The sequence below is a fragment of the Emticicia sp. CRIBPO genome (genome assembly GCF_009905725.1).
Taxonomy (GTDB): Bacteria; Bacteroidota; Bacteroidia; order Cytophagales; family Spirosomataceae; genus Leadbetterella.
The window spans coordinates 280,643-301,783 of record NZ_JAAAKV010000003.1; the positions used below are offsets into that span (position 1 = coordinate 280,643).

Genomic DNA, 21,141 nt, shown 5'->3' on the forward strand with positions numbered 1-21,141 from the left:
ATTCTGTTGAGTCAATTGCTTAATTCAATCAGGCTTCTGATCTTGAAATCTGCGAGGTCGAACTTCAGATCATCAAAAACATGGGCATCAGGCACGGCCACGACCCTTGCTCCGGAAGCTTTTCCGCCTTTGATACCATTATAGGAATCTTCGAGGATAAGGCATTCTGTAATGGGAATGTGCAAATGCCTGGCTACGGTAAGGTACACGTCCGGGTGAGGTTTGTTGTTTTTTTCGAGTGTGGCGGAATGATAAAAATCAAACTCATGCCTGAGGTCCAGTTTCTCCAGTACGATTTCGATCAGGAAAAGGGGAGAGGCTGAGGCCAGACCGATTTTCAGGCCTTTTTCCTTAGCCATTTTAACTGTTTCATAAACACCCGGCATGGCCGCAGCGTGCAGTTTCAGCAGCCTGCTTATTTCTTCGAATAGCTCATGTTCCACCTCAGGAATGCTCTTTCCTTTCCACGGGCTTTGCTCAAACCAGTAATGTAAAACATCCCTGGTCGGAAGACCCGTGGTTTTGATGCAGTCTTCCAGGCTCAGTTCTACGCCCACTCTTTTGAAAACCTCCATTTCAGCTTGCTGCCAATGAGGCTCTGAATCAACTAAAAGGCCATCCATATCAAATATGATGGCCTTTATATCTTTTAATACTTCGTTCAGTAACTGATTATCTTTCACCGATTCTGTAAATGACCGACACCCTGATCGGAATGTCAATTTTTGTTAAGTTTCCAAAGATAGGAATACTTTCTTCCCAATTTTCTTTTTCGCCTGTTACTTTATTATGATACTTGTAAATAAAGTTATATCCGAGACCTGCTTCCGTATGAAAACTGAAATCGTCATAGATACGTCCTTTCAGTCCAAGAATAAGACCGGCTGTTGCTCTGTTGTGAACAGAAGGTTCTTCAAATTTAAGCACAAGACGTCTGTAATAAGTGTACGGACTGACATAAAACCCGTTTAAAGTAGTTTTAGGTTTGACATAAAAATTGGGTCTGAAACCCAGGAGGATACCTGATCTTTTGATAGACACATCTTCTTCATTTACGCTCACACCATCAGCCCAGGGTTTGTAGCTGTATCCCAGCGTCAGCTCAAGGCCTAACTTATCGTGTCCGGCTTCCACAGAGGCTTCAATTTTTTTGTTGGCTAAACCAAAGGCGTTAATCTTAAAATCAAGCTGGGCGTAAACGGAATTAAAACAAAAGCAGATAATAACAAAAAAGGGTAGTTTTTTGGGCATAATTTTGTAATTAGAGATATACGTACTAAAGTAAACTGCACAAAAATAGCAGTCAATTCGTATATTAAAAAGAAACTATACGCCGTATTTGGGATTATTTTTCAAAAAAAAGGAAAAAAATGCCCCAAAACCTTTTAAGCTTTTATTTAAACCTCTTCAGAGCTTAACTGTTTGTCAAACAATTCTTTATACGAACCGTTAGCTTCCATCAGTGAAGCATGGGTGCCGTACTCAATCATCCGGCCCTCGTCAAGAACGACAATTTTGTCAGCCAGTTTGGCGGTTGAAATCCTGTGGGAAATCAGGATGGAGGTCCTGCCCTGCATAATTCTCTGCAGATTGTTAAGGATAATGTTCTCGGTATTGGTATCCACCGCAGAAAGACAGTCATCAAGAATCAATAGTTTAGGCTCCCTGATGATAGCCCTGGCGATCGACAAACGCTGCTTTTGTCCGCCCGAGAGCGTTACCCCGCGTTCTCCGATCCTGGTCTCAAATCCTTCTTCAAAACCCTGGATATTGTGATAAAGATCTGCGTCTTTCGCTGCCTGGTCTATCTGGTCGTCAGACATTTCCGGTGATCCGAATTTAATGTTATTCCTGATGGTATCTGAAAACAAAAAGACATCCTGCGGAACATACCCGATCTGACTTCTCAGGTATTGGATATCGTAATCTCTGACAGGAACACCGTCAATCTTAATCTCCCCGGAATCAGCATCGTACATCCTGAGCAGAAGATTGGCAATGGTGCTTTTACCCGATCCCGTTGACCCGATAATGGCCAGTGATTCTCCCGGATCCAGTTGGACAGAAAAGTCTTTCAGGGCGTGAATACCCGAGTCAGGATAAGTGAAATTGATATCTTTTATGCTTAAATTTCCTTTTATTTCTGTTTGGAATTTTTTATCAGAAACGATGTCGTTTTTGATGTAAAGGAACTCATTGATTCTTTTCTGTGAAGCTGCCGCCCTCTGTATCTGGCTGGTGGTCCATCCGAGGGCAATAAGCGGCCAGGTCAGCATAAAAACATACATGATGAACTCCGTGATGTTTCCGGGCGTGAGCGTGCCGTTAATGACTTCCTGACCACCGACAAAAACACATATGACAGTACTGAGCCCGATAAGGAACATGGTAGTGGGCGAAAACAAAGCATCCACCTTGGTCAGGTCCAATGATTTCTCTTTAAAATAATTGCTTTCTGCCCTGAATTTCTTCAGTGAGTCATCCTCTTTTGCAAAGGCTTTTAAGACCCTGATACCGGAAAAAGCTTCCTGCACAAAAGTAGAAAGATCGGAAAGGCTTTTCTGTATCTGTTCAGAGCGTTTGTTGACAATACTGCTCACCAGGAAAATACACAGGGACAAAAACGGCATAGGCAGCAAAACCCACCAGGTAAGCCGGGCATTGACCGTAAACATGTAAGTCAGGATCAGGATGACCAGGACGGCCATGTTCAGCAAATACATGATCGAGGGCCCGATGTACATCCTTACTTTACCGACATCTTCAGAGATCCTGGCCATCAGGTCACCGGTGCTGTTTTTGCGGTAAAAACTCAGGGGCAAGGTCTGATAGTGCTCATAAATCTCATTTTTCAGGTCATATTCTATGTGCCTGGACATGACGATAAGCGTTTGTCTGACCGCAAACAGGAAAATGCCCTTCAGGATGGCCATGGCCAGGATGAGGCCGCCAAACAGGGCAATGCTGAAAGCGAAGACGCTGTACATTTCGGTTTGAAGACGGCTGCCTTCAAACAGGAAATAAACATCGATGTTATCCCTGACCATGTCGAGGGCATGCCTCACGACTTGTGCCGGGATAATTCCGAAAAGATTGGATATGATCGTGAAAATGGTACCCCAGATCAGGTACCATTTATATTTGACAAGGTATTTGTTTAAATGAGCAAGGTGCTTCATGAAATGGTGTTTTCTTCCGGAATCAGGTCTGGTTTGGCTTTAATGACTTTTGGTTTGATGATCAGCCTCAGCGATTGGTCATAAGTGATATAATTCCATAACCAGTTCACAAATATAAGCACTTTGTTTTTAACACCTAGAATAGACATGAGATGGACAAACATCCAGACGTACCAGGCAAAAATGCCCTGGAATTTCCAGAAAGGAAGATCAACTACTGCTAAGTGCCTTCCTACGGTAGCCATTGAACCAAGGTCCTTATACCTGAAAGGTTTCGGCGTTTCGCCTTTGATGATGCGTAACAGGTTTTTAGCCAGTAGTTTACCCTGCTGAATAGCCGGCTGGGCTACCTGCGGGTGGCCGTTGGGATATTCATCAGTGGCCATGAGAGCCATATCACCCAGAGCAAAAATGTTATCAAAGCCATTGACCTGGCTGAATTCATTGACCAGCATCCTGCGTCCTCTTCCGAATAATTCCGGAGCAAAACCTTCAATTTTGTTACTGATGACACCCGCCGCCCAAACCAGGTTGTTGGTCCTGATCTTGTCGCCGTTGCTGGTATAGGCGTATTCTCCGTCAAAATCGACGATCCTTTCTCCCAGCCTCAGGTTAACGCCCAGGTGCTCAAGATACTCCCGGCTTTTGGATGCGGCATTGTCTGACATCACTTCCAGGACTTTGGGAGAAGACTCGAAAAGATAAATTTTCATCTCATCGAAATTGAGCTCAGGATAATCCTTGGGAAGGATAAGCTTCTTCATTTCTGCGAGTGTACCGGAAACTTCAACCCCCGTTGGCCCGCCGCCGACTACGACGATGGTCATTAAGCCCGCTCTTTTGCCTTTATCATTCTCGGTCAGGGCATCTTCGAAGTTCTGAAGCACACGGTTTCTCAGGTAGATGGCCTCAGCAATAGACTTCATCGGGATGGCATTATTGATGATGTTTTCCATTCCGAAGAAATTGGTATTCGCACCCATTGAAAGGACGAGATAGTCGTAAGTCATGTCACCGAGACCGGTGTAAATGATTTTGTTATCTGTATCTACTTTTTCAACAGCTGTAATCCTGATGTGTACGTTTTTCCTGTTATGGAAAACCTTTCTCAGCGGAAAAGCGATGGAACTCGGTTCCAGGCCAGCCATAGCCACCTGGTAAAACAAGGGCTGAAACTGGTGGAAATTATTTTTATCGATCAATACTACCTGTAGATCCTTTTTGCTCAGATCCTGAGCCAAAGCCAGGCCTCCAAAGCCCGCACCTACAATAACGACACGTTTTTGTGAGGTTTCCGGAATATTTGCTGACATAGTGGTAAACGTTTAAGCAGCGGATCAGCTGATCAGCTGTAATTCTTTGGTTTTGTCAATTACCTGTTGGTAATATCTTACATAATGAGGTACAATCACCTCAATATCAAATTCCTGTGCCCTTTTAAGAGCATTAAGTTTGAAAGTCTCCAGGTTTTCGTCATCCAGGATGTACAAGGCATTTTTAACCATGTCATCCACATCGCCGACGTTGCTCATAAAGCCCGTAACCCCATTGACGTTTAATTCTGGCAATCCACCTGTGTTGGTTGAGATCACCGGTACCTGGCAGGCCATGGCTTCCAGGGCGGCCAGACCAAAACTTTCTTTTTCAGACGGCATGAAAAACAGGTCGGCTACCGACAATACTTCTTCAATCGCGTCCAATTTACCAATAAATCTGGTTTCATCACAAATATCAAGGTCACGGCATAGTTTTTCCATGGCCGGACGCTCCGGGCCGTCGCCTACAAGGAGCAGCTTGGAAGGAACATGTTTCTTGATTTTGCTGAAAGCGTAAATGATATCGTCAATTCTTTTTACTTTTCTGAAGTTGGAAGTGTGTACGATCAGTTTTTCACCGTTGGGACAAATGAACCTTTTGAAGTGCTCTTTTTCCTGTTTATGGAAACGTTCAAGGTCCACGAAATTTGGAATGACCTCTATTTCCGTCCTGATGTCGAAGGTGTCATAGGTTTCTTTTCTCAGATCATCTGAGACAGAAGTGACGCCATCGGAATTATTGATACTGAATGTAATGACAGGTTTGTAAGTGCTGTCTTTGCCCACTACCGAAATGTCAGTGCCGTGCAGGGTAGTAATGACCGGAATGTCAATGCCTTCCGATTTTAATATCTGCTTGGCTAAAAATGCCGAACTGGCATGAGGGATGGCATAGTGCACATGAAGCAGGTCCAGCTTTTCATATTTGACGACATCGACCATTTTACCGGCCAGTGCCGATTCGTATGGAGGGTATTGAAAAAGAGGATAAGAGGAAATGTTTACTTCATGATAAAATATGTTTTCGTTAAAAAAGTCTAACCTCATGGGTTGCGAATATGTGATAAAATGGACCTGGTGTCCTTTTTTTGCCAGAGCTTTACCTAATTCGGTGGCGACAACTCCGCTGCCCCCGAAGGTTGGATAGCAAACGATTCCTATTTTCATGGAAGACTTTTCTTTTATTTATTATACTTCAATAACATCAAAAATAGAATAAATGATTCCAAATGTGGAGGGATACTTATAATTGTTCGTTTGGATAGAAGTTTTTTGTAATTTTGATCTAAAAATAAGCCGATTGATCCAAAACATCCGTGCGTTCTTAAGCCTTATCCGGTGGCTAAATCTCCTGATCATTGTATTTACGCAATACATGGCCAGGATATTTCTGGTTGGCCCGCCGGCTGAGTGGAAATCTTACATTCTTGATCCTTACCAGGCGGCCATCAGTCTGGCTACCTTGCTGATCGCTTCTGCGGGTTATATTATTAATGATTACTTTGATGTCAAAATTGACCTGATCAATAAGCCGGAATCTGTTATTATCGGCCGTAAAATCACCAGGAGAGCGGCCATACTGACCCATCAGACGCTGAACGGCATGGGGATTTTTATAGGACTTTTCTTAGGCTGGAAAGTTCTGATCATCAATATCCTGGCGGTGAGTTTATTGTGGTATTATGCCTCTTTTTATAAGAAAAAGGCCTTTATCGGTAATTTCCTGGTGGCAGGGTTAACGGGAGCTTCGCTGATCGTGATCTCCGTATTTTATAAACAAAATGAGTTACTGATCAATATATATGCCATTTTTGCCTTCTCTATTTCACTGATCAGGGAAATCATTAAAGACATTGAGGACATGAAAGGGGACGAAGCCCATGGCTGTAAAACCCTGCCGATTTTATGGGGCGTAAGGAAAACCAAAAGACTGCTTTACCTGATCATCGTAGCGTTTGTCTGTATTGTTTTTCTGATGGGGGCCTACCTTCATAACCCCAGACTGATGATGATCTTTGTTTTTCCGGGGTCCTTGATAGTATATTTGTTTTTTGCATTGGTCAGAGCCGACAGAAAATCTCATTTTGCGGATTTAAGTAAACTCTGTAAATGGATCATGATCATAGGTATAGTCAGCATGGTGGCTGTTTAAAAATAGAATAATGGTAAGAATTGTAATTTTTGCTTCAGGTTCAGGAAGCAATGCAGAAAGGATCATAGAGTATTTTGAAAAAAAAGGCGGGGTTGAGGTGGTAATGATTCTTACCAATAATCCTCAGGCCGGGGTGATCGAAAGAGGAAGAAGATTGGGTGTGCCTACCCTGATTTTTGACAGGAAGACTTTTACACAAACCGATAAGATTGTTGAAATTCTCCGGTATCAGGCCGTTGACTGGGTGATATTGGCCGGCTTTTTATGGCTGGTGCCTCAGAATATCATCAGGGCGTATCATAACAGGATCATCAATATTCACCCGGCCTTATTACCGAAATACGGCGGAAAAGGCATGTGGGGGCATCACGTGCACCAGGCAGTGGTAGATAACCGCGAAAAAGAATCGGGAATTACCATCCATATGGTCGACGAAAAATATGACGAAGGCAAGGTTATTTTCCAGGCCAGTTGTGCCGTTGATGAAAATGACACCGCCGAGACCGTCGCTCAGAAAATCCATTTGCTGGAATATGAACATTTTCCGGTCATCATCGATAAGGTAGTCAACTGGGAACTGGACCTTGGGCTTGCCGAATAATTACCTCTTTTTAGGAGACAGCTGCGAAAGTATTTTCCACAACATAAATACCACAGACAAAAACTGCACCGAATTGGCAGAAAACCTGATGATATCCGTCTTAACGAGCTCTTCAATGAGGGTCAGGCTGCGGGCTTTGGCTAGCTGGTCATACAACGGCATCTGCCAGTAATAGGTAGCCAGCCAGTCACAGGCACAGAAGGCCAGCGAGATCAGCAGAAGACCAAGGTTCACATAAGAAGGCCTGAAGAAAATCAGGGCCAGGTTCAGTGAAGTAAGGAATATAAACGGCAGGAAAATAGTATTGTAAACCAGGTTATACTGCAATTCATGAAAAGCGACAAATTCTGCTGCTCCGACTTCTTTCCATGACTCATAGCCTCCGAAAAAGTACGTGGCGTTTGCACCAAAGTAGTAAAACGTAAGGATAATAAAAATAAGGAGTAAAAGGGCTTTTATTTTACTGGTTTTCATGAAAAGGCTTTTTAAGTAGGGTTACTTCGGGCTAAATTACAAAAAAAAGCGAATTAAAACGCCCTCTTTTCGAATATACCCCGTTTTCTTATTAAGCCGTACCAAATCTGGCGAAAACCATATCTGCTGTGTATAGGAGTGGGTTTTATAAAGGCAGAGCCGTTGCCCCGCCCTTATAAAACGTATTATTTTCTGCCTCTTTCAAACCACGGCCTCTTTCCCTTGTTTTCGGAAGACGACTGGGTTGGTTTTTTAGGAAATGAAGGTCTCTGATGTCCTGATCCGCCTCTCTGAGATGGTTTTTCGGCCACTACGTTGTCATTCAGCAATGGATAAGGGTGGTCTGTAACCACAGGGATCTTGCGGGAAATCAGCTTCTCAATGTCTCTGAGGAATTCTTTTTCTTCGGCATCACAAAAGGAGTAAGCAGAACCATTGGCTCCGGCTCTTCCTGTTCTTCCTATACGGTGAACATACGTTTCGGCAATATTGGGCAGATCAAAGTTAATAACATACTCCAGTTCGTCTACGTCAATACCCCTGGCGGCAATATCTGTCGCCACCAGAACCCTGGTGGTTTGTGCCTTAAAGTTGGATAAAGCCCGCTGACGGGCATTTTGTGCCTTGTTGCCATGAATGGCTTCGGCCGTGATGTTATTTTTAACCAAAACCTTCACTATTTTGTCGGCACCGTGTTTGGTGCGTGTAAATACCAAAGCTGTTTTGATACCTTTGTCTTCCAGGATATGGAGTAAAAGAGCGTTTTTATTGCCTTTATCTACAAAGTAAATCGACTGATTGATGGTTTCGGCAGTTGAAGAAACCGGGGTTACTTCCACTTTTTCAGGATATTGAAGGATGGTACCGGCCAGCTGGAGAATGGTAGGAGGCATGGTAGCCGAAAAGAACAGCGACTGTCTTTTGGGCGGCAACACTTTCAGTACTCTTTTGATGTCATGAATAAAACCCATGTCGAGCATTCTGTCGGCTTCATCCAACACAAAAATCTCTATATCGGCAAGTCTTACAAAACCCTGATTCATTAAGTCCAGCAGTCGTCCCGGCGTAGCGATCAGAATGTCTGTACCTCCGGTAAGGGAAGCTGTCTGCTTGTTTTGATTAACACCTCCGAAAATAACGGTGCAGTGGAGGTTGGTATGACGGCCATAGGCTTTGAAACTTTCTGCAATCTGGATAGCAAGCTCCCTGGTTGGCGTCAGAATAAGGCTCCTGATTTTTCTTTTCTTCTCGTTGGTCTTGTTTTCTGATAATATCTGTAAAATCGGGATGGCAAAAGCCGCTGTTTTACCTGTCCCGGTTTGGGCACATCCTAACAAGTCTTTTCTTTCCAGTACAATCGGTATGGCTTGTTCCTGAATGGGCGTTGGTGTGGAATATCCTTCTTCTTCCAGTGATTTAAGGATAGAAGGAATGATTTGTAGTGATTCGAATGACATAAATATTGTTTTGTTTCCGCTTCTATTTCCGGAAATATCCTGCAAGTTAGGATTTATTTACCGTAATCTCCTTATCAGAGCTTCAAAATGAGAGAAAGCCGAATCCGGAAACGGTTTTTATTTTTTCATTTCTACAGCGTTTCTGCCTAAGGTATAGGCGTACAAGCTGGCCGGTATATACTCCAATGCCAGGTCTTGCCAGTCTTTTCTTCCGGTTTTGTCAATGGTAGTGACGATAGCTTCTTTAAGATGATTTTCTTTGAGAAAGCTTAGCAGGCTTTTTAAATCAGCAGGTTTTTCAAAATATCGGTTACTCCATTTAATTTCAATAGCAAATGCAGGTTTTTGCCTTTGATTCAGGCCCACAATATCCACTTCGCCTTTTGCCCACCTTGCATAGTGAATGTAAGTATCGGAACGGTGCTGCCATTGGGAAAAAACGGCAGTTTCTACCATATTACCAATCAAAGGGTCAGTTATTGAAATTGGAGAGAATAAAGCACTTCGTAAAGATGGATTAGTCAGGTATATTTTGAAATGACTTACTCTTTTGAAGTTTTTCGCATTCTGGTCAATTTTATGAATGATCTGGATAAGAAACGCTGCTTCGAGATACTGAAGATATCTTTTTATGGTGTTTTTTTCTACATGCGACGATTGATTCAGCTCCTCCAGGCTGAATTCTCCTCCGGAATTGTACGCAATAGTGGTAAAAAGGGAGTTTAATTCCTGGACATCGCTTATGCCGTAAAGGCTGGGCAGGTCTCTCAACAGGACTTTATCGACAATGTCATTTCTGATATAACGTCCGGCATCTTCCTGCATTGATGCTGAAAAAATTACTTCAGGGTAGCCTCCAAAATTTATGTACCGGATAAAATGATCATTTAATTGGTTGATATCAAAAGTATTGTAGAAATTTCTTTCGGTCCCGTTCCAGACTTTTTTGCTTGGTATGATCAGTCCTTCAAGGTCTAGTAAATGGATGTATTCGTGAAAAGTAAGCGGAGGTAAAGCAAAATCAGTAAACCTTCCTGCTCCCGATTCATCACTTTTCAGTTTAAGAGCAGCAGCTGCAGAGCCGGAAACTACGAAACGGGTGGTTTTAAAAGAATCGACCAGTGTTTTTAAGTGGATTTCCCATTCTTTGAGATATTGGATTTCGTCAAAAAAAACATAATAGTCTTCATAAGACTCATCTTTCAGTGCTTTCCTCGCTAGATTAAACAGGCTTTCCAGCGGAAGCCGGTTATAAATAGGAGTTTCAACAGAAAGGTAAATGATCTTTTTCGAATCAACGCCGGAGTCAATCAGCTTTTGAATAGTGTGGAATAGTAAGACGGTTTTGCCTACTCTTCTTGGGCCCATGAGGACTACGGCCCTGTTAATGTCGCGTTGACTGACCAGTTTCATGAATAAATCGAAATAAAGGCGTTTCTTCATTTTGCTGTAAAATGAATCCACATCATTTTTACTCCACCAGGGATTGTCAAATAAAAGCCTTTGAGTGATTTGTTCCTCTGAAAAAGGATGAATAGACATTGTGATTATTATTAATAATGCACAAAAATACAAAATAAGATTAATCAATTGATCTTATTTTGTATTTTTTTTGAAAATAAGCTATTTTTGCTTTTTTTCTTACTCTTATTTTGCGATTGGCTTTGTTCCGGTAAATTCTCAGAATTAGCAGCAAGTAAGCTAAACGCTTTACGGCTAAAAAAAAGAAAACCCCGGAATGTTCCATCCGGGGCTTCCTATGCATATTGGTAAGGGTAAAATCAGATCAGTTTTTCCAGCTCGTTTTTCCACAGGTCGTAAGCAGCTGCATAAGCACCTGCCTGTGCAGGATCCGGCTCAATGGTTTTGAGGAGGGTCAGTCCGTGCATGGTTTCTGAAAGTGAGGCAAAAAGCCCAGCACCATATCCACCACCCAGGGCCGCACCTTTGGCTCCGTCGGTATCGTATAGCTCGACAGGCGTTTGGGTGGAATTGACCAGTGATTCACTGAAAACACTGCTTAAAAACATGTTGGCTTGTCCGGCACGGATCACTTTAGGTTCTACGCCGTTGTTTTGCATCATGTCGAAACCATACTTTAAAGAGAAAGCGATGCCTTCCTGGGCTGCTCTGTAAATATGAGCATCAGCATGGGTGTTGAAATCAAGCCCGATGATGTTTGAGCCGATCAGTTTGTTGCTCAGCATTCTCTCGGCCCCATTTCCAAAAGGCAGGATGCTGAGTCCCTGGCTGCCTACAGCGATCTCAGAAGCTTTGGCGTTCATTTCCTGATAACTCAGGTTTTTAGCCACATTTTCTTTCACCCAGCGGTTCAGAATCCCAGTGCCGTTGATACAAAGCAGGATCCCGACCCTGGTTTGGTCGTCCTGCTGGTGGTTGACGTGAGCAAAAGAGTTGATTCTCGACTGCGGATCATATGAAACCTGGTCACTTACCGCATAAACCACGCCTGATGTTCCGGCAGTGGCCGCAATTTCACCGGGGTTGAGTACATTAAGTGACAAGGCGTTATTAGGCTGGTCACCGGCTTTATAGGCTACGGGAATACCTGCTTTTAAGCCCAGTTGAGAAGCAATATCGGAAGTAACCTCGCCATGATTAGAGAATACAGGTTTTATTTCAGGAATAAGGTCTCTGCTGAAACCGTAATGTTTCAGCACATCCTCAGAAACAGAATTGGTAACAAAGTCCCAGAAAATACCTTCAGAAAGACCTGAATTAGAAGCCGTGATCTCTCCGGTAAGCATCATGCTGATGTAATCGCCCGGGAGCATAATTTTATAGGCCTGGTCGAAAATCTGCGGCTCATTGGCCTTTACCCACGCCAGTTTGGAGGCGGTAAAGTTTCCCGGAGAGTTAAGTAAATGACTCAATGCTTTTTCAGCCCCGATGGCTTCAAAAGCTTTATTCCCGATTTCTACCGCACGGCTGTCACACCAGATGATAGAAGGTCTGAGTACTTTTTTGTTTTTGTCGACCATTACCAGGCCATGCATCTGGTAAGAGATGCCTATTGAAGCAATGTCTTTAGGGTCAAACTTGCCTGAAGCATTGACTCTTTCAATGGCTTTCTGAACATTCGCCCACCACATTTCGGGGTCCTGCTCGGCCCAACCCGGCTGAGGTGAAGAAATCGATGTTTCAATGTCAGGATACTGAGCAGAACTCACCACCTGTTTGGTTTGGGCATCCACAATCGATGCTTTGATAGAAGACGTCCCTATGTCAAGACCTAGTAATAACATATTGTATTTTTAAACTATTCAATTGGAATCAGGCTGTAAATATAAGCACAGTTTTTTAATTGTCAATAGTACACTTTTTTCCTCCGCCGGGTGGGGCTGTGTGCCGTGTACTGATCTTACTTTTTTGTCGCCTGTTTTTATTGGTTTTATGAAATAAATAGCCTGTCAGTAAGAACTTTATGAAAATTAACAAGCTTCACAATGCGAGTTCAATAGTTGCTGAAATATAAAAATATTTAGTAAATATATTTTTTTTCGTATTTTCAAACGCAAAATAACAGAATACTAAAACAGTTATCAAGTTTAAAATAATGGAGATTTTACAGGGAATTTATGATTGGCTTATTTCTTTCTTAGGTCTTGGGGGATTAATCAAGCTATACCAGTCCGGAGATTACAGCTCGTTGAAGACTATTAAAGGGTTCTCCAATCTTATTTATCCCATTGTTCCGTTTCTGCTGGTCATTGAACTGATCAAAACGATACTGAACAACAAATTCAAAAAGGGGAAGTACTTTATGACTTTCCTGATTTTTTTTGTGAACGGTTTTATCAGAAGTTTTATCTCCATCGGGATGGTCGCTATCTGTACCAACCTGTTTTTGGAATATGCGATCATCGAAACCAGTTTTACATGGTACTGGTTGATTTACGGCTATATTGTCTGGGAATTCGGGCATTTTATTTACCATTACTTTGGTCATAAAGTGCGGATATTCTGGTGTTTACATTCTACGCACCACGCTCCTCAGCATATGAACCTGTCTGTTTCTTTTGCCCATTTCTTTTTAGAAGCTCCCTATGCTGATGCCATCCGGACCACTGTCTGTATACTGTTGGGGGTTAACCCGGTCCTCCTGGCTTTTATTATGTTTGTTGACGGCACCTGGGGTAATTTCATCCATGCCGGTGAGGATCTGATCAAAGATGCCCGCTTTGGTTTTGTAGGTAAAGTCATTTTAACACCCTCTCATCACAGGGTTCATCACGCAAAAAATCCGTTATATATGGATACCAATTTCTGTAACCTGCTGAACATCTGGGACAGGGTATTTAAAACTTACCAGGAAGAAAAAAGGGACATGCAGATTGAATATGGTATTACGAGGGAAATGAATCCGAATAATTTTTTTGATGTCTATTTTGGCGAATTTATGGCCTTAGGCAATGATATCGCTAATGCCCCCGACCTGAAGAGCAAAATTTTATACGTTTTTATGCCTCCCGGATGGAGTCATACCGGCGATCACAAAACGGCCAGGGTGGTCAGGGAAGAGTATATCGGATCCGTGCAAAGGAGTTGATAATGAGAAGGATATAAATTTTCGGTGGCCGTGCGTATCTGCGGTATCAAAAAGAAAGAGACGTTGTTTGCAACGTCTCTTTCTTTTTGAATTACAAACCGTAAATGGCCGTTCAATCAGGAAACTGGCTCTTGTCTAGTCCCGGAATGATCTTCAATGCATTTTTGTAGTATACTTTCTTCAGGACAGGATCAGAAAGCCCTATGCCGTACATCGGCCAGAAAGCGTGGTATTTTTTGTGATATTCGAAATATTCATCTTCGGTTTCCAGTACCCTGAAATAAGTCACATACTCAGAAGGCACCCACGAATCTTTTCCGAACAGGATACGGTCCTGCCATTTGGTGAAGAATTTATTGGCCGAGCGGGGTTGTCTTCCCAACTCCGCAATCACCGCACCGATTTCCACATACATGTTAGGCAGGGCAGTTAAAAGACTGTCCAGTTTTTTGAGATCGTTCGGATACCAGCCCATGTGGGCGTTGATGAAAACGGTTTTCTTATGTTTTCTGAATACATTGTGCTGCTGTTCAATCAGTTGCTCCCATGAATAATCCCCTTTTTCGGTATCCTTTTTTCTGCCCGGGTGCGTTTTAAGTTCCAGCCATCTTTCGTTGAAACGGTCCAGCGGATTCCAGAACGGAGCCGGGTCAGCGGTATGGATCAGCACCGGGATGCCCAGTTCACCTGCTTTGGCCCAGATCGGGTCTATCCTCGGATCATCCACCCTGATGATGCTGCCGTCGGTGTTGCGGACATTAAATCCCAGGTTTTTGAATATCTTAAGGCCGTTGGCTCCTCTTACTTTCACATCTTCTTCCAGCAGCTTTACCGCATCTCTGGTCCAGTTGGGCTCGTTGATTTTCGAGAAATCAATATTGGTAAATACCGCGAATCTTTTAGGATAGTTTTCTTTGGCTCCGTTGATGTTTTTGACCAGCACCTCCGTTTGCTTGTTCACGTCCTGCCCGAACCCCCTTCCGCTGAGGTTCACCATAACTCCCATATTGAGGGCATTCATGTCTTGTATCAGCTTATCCAGCACCGGTTTGCCGTCCTGCATGGAGTACTGATGATTATGCACATCAATAAAGGGAAACTTGGCTTTTGTAAGCACATGTTTCTCTACTACTAAAGTCGATTTGGGGTCATATTCTTCAAAACTTACGACACCTTTGTTGTCACCAATCGCAATTTGCTGGGCAAAAGAGGCATTCAGGGATAAGAGAAGAGCAGAAGAGAGCAGAAACTTTGTTTTCATTGATCAAGGTTTTGGTTAAGGATAGCTTTTTATCCAGATAAATATAATCTTATTAACTGAAAAGAAGAAAATTTTTCGACTTTACGGCCATTTTCAAAGATGAATTACTTAAAAATCAGGCAAACTGCGTGAGCTTCAAGCCCTTCGCCTCTGCCCACAAAGCCCATGGTCTCAGAAGTGGTGGCTTTAATGGATATGTCGCCTTCGGTCAGTCCGGTAACTTCAGCGATAGCCTTTTTCATTTCAGGCACGTATTTTCCGATTTTGGGTGATTCCAGGATGAGGGTCGAATCAATGTTCGAGATCTTATAACCCAGTTCTCCGATCATCTCACACACTTTTTTCAGGAGGATTTTACTGTCGATGCCTTTCCATTGAGGATCTGTGTTTTTGAAGTGTTTTCCGATATCTCCTAATGCTGCAGCTCCGAGAAGTGCGTCGCAAATGGCATGCAACAGGACATCGGCATCAGAATGACCTACCGAGCCGACCGTATGAGGGATTTTAATACCGCCCAAACTCAATTCGTAACCTTCTGCCAGCTGATGTACATCATAGCCATGTCCAATTCTTATGTTCATATTTTTAAATTTTCTGTGGTGCAAAATTAACCAAAAACAGGATAAAACCTTAACTTTGCCCAACCTTGGAGCAAATGTATTCCGGGTTAAAGCAAAACAAAACCGCCCTTTATGATACATTATGAGCATTTTGTGTTGGATAACGGATTGAAAGTATATGTCCATGAAGACAAAACCACTCCCATGGCCGCTTTTAATATTTGTTATAATGTAGGTTCCAGAGACGAAGACGAAGATAAAACCGGGTTTGCTCACCTGTTTGAACACCTGATGTTCGGAGGTTCGGTGAATATTCCGAGCTACGACGAGCCCCTGCAAAGGGTAGGAGGGGAAAACAACGCCTTCACCTCACCCGACATTACCAATTATTATATTACGTTGCCGTCTGCCAATATTGAAACAGCTTTCTGGCTGGAATCAGACCGCATGCTCAGCCTGTCTTTCGACCCGAAAGTGCTGGAAGTTCAGCGGAAAGTAGTCATCGAAGAATTCAAACAAAGATATCTCAGTCAACCATATGGCGACGTCTGGTTAAAACTCAGGCCCCTGACTTATGAGGTACATCCTTATAAGTGGGCGACCATCGGCAAGGAGATTTCGCACATAGAAGAGGCTACGATGGAGGATGTAAGATCTTTCTTTTTTAAGCACTATTCGCCTAATAATGCTGTTTTGGTAGTAGCGGGTGATGTCACGGTGAAGCAGGTAAAAGCCCTGAGTGAGAAGTGGTTCGGGGATATTCCAAGCCGGGAAAGAAAAACCAGGAAATTGCCGCAGGAAATCAGGCAAACGCAGGCGAGGTTCCTGGAAACAGAAGCCCATGTGCCGTTGAACGCTCTTTACAAGGCTTATCATACCCAGGGAAGATACGAAGAAGGTTTCCAGGAAGTCGACCTGATCTCAGATGTACTGGGCAGAGGTAAATCTGCCCGGCTGCACCAGCAGCTGGTCAAGGAAAGGAAGCTTTTTAACAATATTTCCGCTTATGTGACCTCGTCGCTCGACCCGGGTTTATTTGTGGTCAGTGGTAACCTGAACGAAGGCGTCAGTATTGAAACCGGTGATCAGGCCATACAGGAAATCCTGGAAGAATTGATTTCCAGCCCGCTTGAGGAAAAGGAACTGGAGAAGGTGAAAAACCAGGCAGAGTCCACCATCGCTTTTTCAGAAGTCGAATTGCTAAACAGGGCCATGAATATCGCGTTTGCAGCCAATGCAGGTAATGTGGAGTGGGTCAATGAAGACATGAAGAAAATACGAACAGTAACGACGGCCTCCCTTTTTGAAGCCTCTGCTGAAGTACTGAGAAAAGAAAACTGCTCTACGATGTATTACAGGGCGGTTTAAAACAGATTTTTAATTTTGTAATCATTTTAATTTATAAAACATTGAGTAAGAAAGTAATATTAATCATTTTAGATGGTTGGGGAATCCCGAAACCAGGTGAAGAATGGCGTTCGGCCATTGAGGCGGCCAATGTACCTTATTTCAGACATTTGGTGGCTACTTATCCTAATGCCACCCTTGAAGCCTGTGGCAGGGCTGTAGGTTTGCCAAATGGGCAAATGGGGAACTCTGAGGTGGGTCATACCAACCTGGGTGCCGGAAGGGTGGTTTACCAGGAACTTGAAAAAATAAATGTGGCTGTCGAAGAAGGCTTGCTCGCTAAAGAGCCTGTCCTGACAGAAGCACTGGAATATGCCAAAGCCAACAGTAAGAAAGTCCACTTTATAGGACTTACTTCAGATGGTGGAGTGCACTCTCACATTGACCATGTGAAAGGCCTGTGCAAAATAGCTGCCGAAGCCGGAGTAAAGGATGTTTTTGTACATGCCTTCCTGGATGGCCGTGATTGTGATCCTAAATCAGGAAAAGCATTTATCGAAGACCTTCAGAGTAGCCTGAACCAGACGGGTGGCAAGATTGCTTCACTGACGGGCCGTTATTATGCCATGGACCGCGATAAGCGTTGGGACAGGGTAAAACTGGCGTATGATGCCATGGTAAAAGGCATCGGTGAAGTGAGCGTAACGGCAGATCAGATCGGGGCGACCATTCAGCAATCGTATGACGCCAATGTAACCGATGAATTCCTTAAACCGATCGTAGTAATTGAAAACGGGGCTCCTATAGCTAAAATAGAGGCAGGTGATGTGGTGATGTGTTTCAATTTCAGAACAGACAGAGGACGTGAAATCACGGAAGCACTTACCCAGAAGAATTTCCCTGAACAGGAAATGGAAGCCCTGGATCTCTATTATGTGACGATGACCAATTATGACGAAACATACAGAAATGTTCATGTCATTTATGACAAAGACAACCTGAACAATACATTAGGCGAAGTACTTGAAAAGGCCGGTAAAAAGCAGATCAGAAGTGCTGAAACCGAAAAGTATCCGCATGTTACCTTCTTCTTCTCGGGAGGACGAGAGAGCGAATTTGTGGGTGAAAGCAGGTTATTGTCGCCGTCACCAAAAGACGTGGCTACTTATGACCTGAAACCTGAAATGGCTGCCAGAAGCCTTGCGGATAACCTGGTTCCGGAGCTGAAAAAGCAGGAAGTGGATTTTGTCTGCCTTAATTTCGCCAATCCTGACATGGTGGGCCATACGGGCGTATTCAGTGCGGTCGTTAAGGCTGTTGAAACAGTAGACGGTTGTCTGAAAGATGTGGTAGAAGCAGGGCTTGAAAACGGTTACACTTCTATTGTGATTGCCGACCACGGTAATGCTGATTATATGATCAATGATGATAAATCAGTTAATACGGCTCACTCATTGAACCTGGTGCCGTTTATTGTGGTAGACAAGGACGAAGTTTATCAGCCTAAATCAGGTAAACTCGGTGATGTGGCTCCTACGATCCTTAAAATCATGGGTCTGGCTATTCCTGAAGAAATGACGGGAAATGTATTGGTTTAAAAACGCAGTGTTTTTAATAAAAATAAAGGGAGCTTCTGCTCCCTTTACTGTTCTATATTGATCGAATCGTAATATCTGATGGCTTTGAGAATATCCGGTTTTGACCTGATATCCAGTTTGTTTTCGCAAACGTAATCCTGGATGGCTTCCTTATAGCCATCAAAAATGTCATAGAATTTAGCATTTGACCGGATTAAAATGAGTTTATTGCCTGAAGCGAGAAAAAGGTCCTCTGATTTTTCAAAAAATCCTTCCATACCATCCCCCTTAAGTTCATATCCCGTTTTCTGGGCATAACTTTTAGGTCTGTAGCGGCAAACCGGACGACTCAATACCACGCTTTTCCCATCATAAACGGTCTCATAGTAATAGTTCATCGCATTGGTGTAGTTTTCATTTTCTTTTCTTAAAACATGGTCATCCAGAACAATCATTTTCGGATGAATCTCAGTGGTTTTATCAAGATGAAGAGGAGTGAAATGAACAACATTATTGACCAGGTCAAAAGCGATGTTGCCTTTGATGGATTTCCCGTTCTGGAGGGGTATCTCACCGGTAAACCATTTGTTTTTGAAATAAGGAGTCCCTTTGTTTACTTTAATAAATTCCAGCTGGCTCTTGTTCTTTGTTTTGAGTTGTGAAACCAAAACGGTATCACCGTTGGCATTGGTTTCAATCCTGGAGCTGTAGAGTACATTGGCATTGCGGATAAAAGCAACATCTAAGTAATCCTGAGCTTTCACTGCGGAAAGTGAAGTATAGGCTAATAGAAAAGTGATTAAATATTTCATTGTTGACTCCGGTTAAAGATTGATGTGAAAACGATTTGTCAAGTTTATATAAAAAATAAATAAAATCCTATACTTGTTCAATAAATTAATATACGAAGCGAGTCACGTACAGCAAATATCCCGGATTTTCACTTCAGATGATCGAATCATAGTACCTGATGATCCTGAGAATATCAGACTTTGATTTGAGATTCAGTTTGTTATTGGAAACGTAATTTATGATGTCCTGTTTATGGTCACTGAACATTTCGTAGAACTTCCCGTTTGGCCTTATCAATACCAGCTTATCACCCTGGGCAAAAAAGAGGCTCTCCGATTTTTCAAAATACCCTTCGATATCGTCACCTTCAGGTTCATAACCTGTTTTCGGGGCATAGGTTTTTGGCCGGTAACGGCAGACCGGCCGGCTTAGTATCAGGCTCTTTTCATTGTAAACGACCTCATAATAATAATTCATGGCATTCCTGAACGTATCATCCTGTCTTTTCAAAACGTGATCATCCAGTATAATTTCTTCCGGACGGACCTCGGTGGCCTCATCAATCCGGAAGGGGGTAAAATGAACAACATTATTGACAAGGTCGAAAGCCATGTTGCCTTTGATAACCTCCCCGTTTTTGAGCCGCATCTTCCCGTTAAACCATTTATTTTTAAAATAAGGCGTTCCTTTATGTACTTTGATAAATTCCTGCTGATTCTTGTTTCTCGTTTTCAGTTCAGAAATCAATACGGTATCCCCGCTGGCATTAGTTTCAATTCTGGAATTGTAGAGCACATCCGCTTGTTTGACAAAAGAAGGGGATGTACTACTTTGGGCCATCAGCCCTGAGAGTGACCCGCATATAAGGACTGAAGTGACTAAATATTTCATTGTTAACTCCGGTTAAAGATTGATGTGAAAAGGTAATGATCAAATTTATATAAAAAATCAATAAAATCCTATCCTGTGTTTTTGGAAATTAATATACGAAGTAATTCAGGTGCAGCTTACAATTCGGATTGATCCGGTTTTAAGAAGAATCCGGTTTTTTTTTCTACGCCGGATTTACGTTTCAGAGCAGAGAATCATAATACCTGAAGATCTTCAGGATATCCGGTTTTAATTTGATATTCAGTTTGTTATCAATAACATAACTCTGTATGGCTTTCTTGTGAAGCCCGAAAATATCATAGAACCTGGCATTTGATTTTATTAAAATCAGTTTGTCATCCGAACCGAAAAACAACTGCTCTGTTTTTTCAAAGTACCCCTCAAAGTTATCGCCGGTAGGCTCATAGCCTGTTGTCTGTGCCTGGCTCTTGGGTTGGTAGCGGCAAACCGGCCGGCTCAGTATCAGGCTCTTTTCATGGTAAACGATCTCATAATAATAATCCATGGCGTTGCTGAAAAAATCTTTCTGTTTTCTCAGGACATGGCCATCCAGGATAATCTCCTCAGGACGGAGCTCAGTGGCTTCGGCAGTGTAAAACGGGGTAAAGTGAACGACATTGCTGACCAGGTTAAAAGCCATATTACCTTTGATAACCTCGCCGTCCTTGAGTCGCATCTGCCCGATAAACCATTTGTTTTTGAAATAGGGTGTCCCTTTATATATTTTCGTAAAGTCCTGGTGACTCTGGTTCTTTATGTTTTTTGAGTCGAACTCCGAAATCAGGACGGTATCACCCTTTGCATTCACATCTATCCTGGAGTTAGACGATGACACGCTCATCCTGTCAATAAAATAGGTAGTGGGGTCATTCTGGGCCGTCAGCTCACCATATGACACAAATAGGAGGATTAAAATGACTGGCTTTTTCATTTTAACTTTGGTAAACATAAGTGATGTTGTCAA

The 21,141-nt window shown here is 42.9% G+C and carries 19 protein-coding genes; 5 read left to right on the forward strand and 14 right to left on the reverse strand.

Annotated elements, in window-relative coordinates:
• Positions 1 to 11: 11 nt before the first annotated feature.
• The 5 genes from hxpB to bshA form a co-directional block, all read right to left on the reverse strand.
• Positions 12 to 683, reverse strand: a complete 672-nt coding sequence (gene hxpB / locus GVN16_RS08045) for a hexitol phosphatase HxpB (protein WP_310587420.1) — start codon at positions 681 to 683, stop codon at positions 12 to 14.
• A complete protein-coding gene (locus GVN16_RS08050; RefSeq protein WP_166563350.1) occupies positions 673 to 1,251 on the reverse strand; it encodes a hypothetical protein in 579 nt (192 codons plus the stop codon). Before GVN16_RS08050 ends, hxpB begins: the two co-directional genes overlap by 11 nt.
• 146 nt (positions 1,252 to 1,397) lie before the next feature.
• Entirely contained in the window at positions 1,398 to 3,179 is a 1,782-nt protein-coding gene (locus GVN16_RS08055; RefSeq protein ID WP_166563351.1) for an ABC transporter ATP-binding protein, read from the reverse strand.
• Positions 3,176 to 4,492 (reverse strand): NAD(P)/FAD-dependent oxidoreductase, encoded by a 1,317-nt coding sequence (locus GVN16_RS08060; protein ID WP_166563352.1) that lies wholly within the window; start codon positions 4,490 to 4,492, stop codon positions 3,176 to 3,178. Before GVN16_RS08060 ends, GVN16_RS08055 begins: the two co-directional genes overlap by 4 nt.
• A 24-nt stretch (positions 4,493 to 4,516) precedes the next feature.
• On the reverse strand, positions 4,517 to 5,662 hold the full coding sequence (bshA, locus tag GVN16_RS08065) for an N-acetyl-alpha-D-glucosaminyl L-malate synthase BshA (RefSeq protein ID WP_166563353.1): 1,146 nt from the start codon (positions 5,660 to 5,662) through the stop codon (positions 4,517 to 4,519).
• Positions 5,663 to 5,795: 133 nt separating this feature from the next.
• Between bshA and GVN16_RS08070 the strand changes: the two genes are divergently transcribed.
• Positions 5,796 to 6,647 (forward strand): geranylgeranylglycerol-phosphate geranylgeranyltransferase, encoded by an 852-nt coding sequence (locus tag GVN16_RS08070; protein ID WP_229244096.1) that lies wholly within the window; start codon positions 5,796 to 5,798, stop codon positions 6,645 to 6,647.
• A gap of 10 nt (positions 6,648 to 6,657) precedes the next feature.
• The gene (gene purN / locus GVN16_RS08075; protein WP_166563354.1) at positions 6,658 to 7,248 is read left to right on the forward strand and encodes a phosphoribosylglycinamide formyltransferase; all 591 of its coding nucleotides are present in this window, start codon (positions 6,658 to 6,660) and stop codon (positions 7,246 to 7,248) included.
• On the opposite strand, the gene GVN16_RS08080 is transcribed toward purN, so the two are convergent.
• The 4 genes from GVN16_RS08080 to GVN16_RS08095 form a co-directional block, all read right to left on the reverse strand.
• Complete coding sequence (locus tag GVN16_RS08080) at positions 7,249 to 7,722, reverse strand: hypothetical protein (RefSeq protein ID WP_166563355.1); 474 nt, start codon at positions 7,720 to 7,722, stop codon at positions 7,249 to 7,251. It lies immediately after the preceding gene.
• Positions 7,723 to 7,907: 185 nt separating this feature from the next.
• Positions 7,908 to 9,179 carry a DEAD/DEAH box helicase gene (locus GVN16_RS08085; protein WP_166563356.1) on the reverse strand — a complete coding sequence of 424 codons (1,272 nt, stop codon included), beginning with the start codon at positions 9,177 to 9,179 and terminating at the stop codon, positions 7,908 to 7,910.
• 117 nt (positions 9,180 to 9,296) lie between these two features.
• The gene (locus tag GVN16_RS08090; RefSeq protein ID WP_166563357.1) at positions 9,297 to 10,721 is read right to left on the reverse strand and encodes an ATP-binding protein; all 1,425 of its coding nucleotides are present in this window, start codon (positions 10,719 to 10,721) and stop codon (positions 9,297 to 9,299) included.
• 239 nt (positions 10,722 to 10,960) lie between these two features.
• Positions 10,961 to 12,445 carry a xylulokinase gene (locus GVN16_RS08095; RefSeq protein ID WP_166563358.1) on the reverse strand — a complete coding sequence of 495 codons (1,485 nt, stop codon included), beginning with the start codon at positions 12,443 to 12,445 and terminating at the stop codon, positions 10,961 to 10,963.
• 311 nt (positions 12,446 to 12,756) lie between these two features.
• On the opposite strand from GVN16_RS08095, the gene GVN16_RS08100 reads away from it, so the two are divergent.
• The gene (locus GVN16_RS08100) at positions 12,757 to 13,749 is read left to right on the forward strand and encodes a sterol desaturase family protein (RefSeq protein ID WP_166563359.1); all 993 of its coding nucleotides are present in this window, start codon (positions 12,757 to 12,759) and stop codon (positions 13,747 to 13,749) included.
• Positions 13,750 to 13,861: 112 nt separating this feature from the next.
• Here the strand turns inward: GVN16_RS08100 and GVN16_RS08105 are convergent, their stop codons facing one another.
• Complete coding sequence (locus GVN16_RS08105; protein ID WP_166563360.1) at positions 13,862 to 15,010, reverse strand: amidohydrolase family protein; 1,149 nt, start codon at positions 15,008 to 15,010, stop codon at positions 13,862 to 13,864.
• A gap of 104 nt (positions 15,011 to 15,114) precedes the next feature.
• Complete coding sequence (gene ispF, locus GVN16_RS08110; protein ID WP_166563361.1) at positions 15,115 to 15,591, reverse strand: 2-C-methyl-D-erythritol 2,4-cyclodiphosphate synthase; 477 nt, start codon at positions 15,589 to 15,591, stop codon at positions 15,115 to 15,117.
• A 111-nt stretch (positions 15,592 to 15,702) separates the two neighbouring features.
• Here ispF and GVN16_RS08115 point away from each other — a divergent pair, with 111 nt between their 5' ends.
• Together GVN16_RS08115 and gpmI are read left to right on the forward strand one after the other, a co-directional pair.
• On the forward strand, positions 15,703 to 16,938 hold the full coding sequence (locus GVN16_RS08115) for a pitrilysin family protein (protein ID WP_166563362.1): 1,236 nt from the start codon (positions 15,703 to 15,705) through the stop codon (positions 16,936 to 16,938).
• 41 nt (positions 16,939 to 16,979) lie between these two features.
• Positions 16,980 to 18,515, forward strand: a complete 1,536-nt coding sequence (gene gpmI, locus GVN16_RS08120) for a 2,3-bisphosphoglycerate-independent phosphoglycerate mutase (protein ID WP_166563363.1) — start codon at positions 16,980 to 16,982, stop codon at positions 18,513 to 18,515.
• Positions 18,516 to 18,559: 44 nt separating this feature from the next.
• Here the strand turns inward: gpmI and GVN16_RS08125 are convergent, their stop codons facing one another.
• The 3 genes from GVN16_RS08125 to GVN16_RS08135 form a co-directional block, all read right to left on the reverse strand.
• Positions 18,560 to 19,306 (reverse strand): hypothetical protein, encoded by a 747-nt coding sequence (locus GVN16_RS08125; RefSeq protein ID WP_166563364.1) that lies wholly within the window; start codon positions 19,304 to 19,306, stop codon positions 18,560 to 18,562.
• Positions 19,307 to 19,439: 133 nt separating this feature from the next.
• Complete coding sequence (locus tag GVN16_RS08130; RefSeq protein ID WP_166563365.1) at positions 19,440 to 20,177, reverse strand: hypothetical protein; 738 nt, start codon at positions 20,175 to 20,177, stop codon at positions 19,440 to 19,442.
• Positions 20,178 to 20,358: 181 nt separating this feature from the next.
• Positions 20,359 to 21,108: a hypothetical protein gene (locus tag GVN16_RS08135; RefSeq protein WP_166563366.1), complete on the reverse strand. Its 750-nt coding sequence runs from the start codon at positions 21,106 to 21,108 to the stop codon at positions 20,359 to 20,361.
• Positions 21,109 to 21,141: the final 33 nt, after the last annotated feature.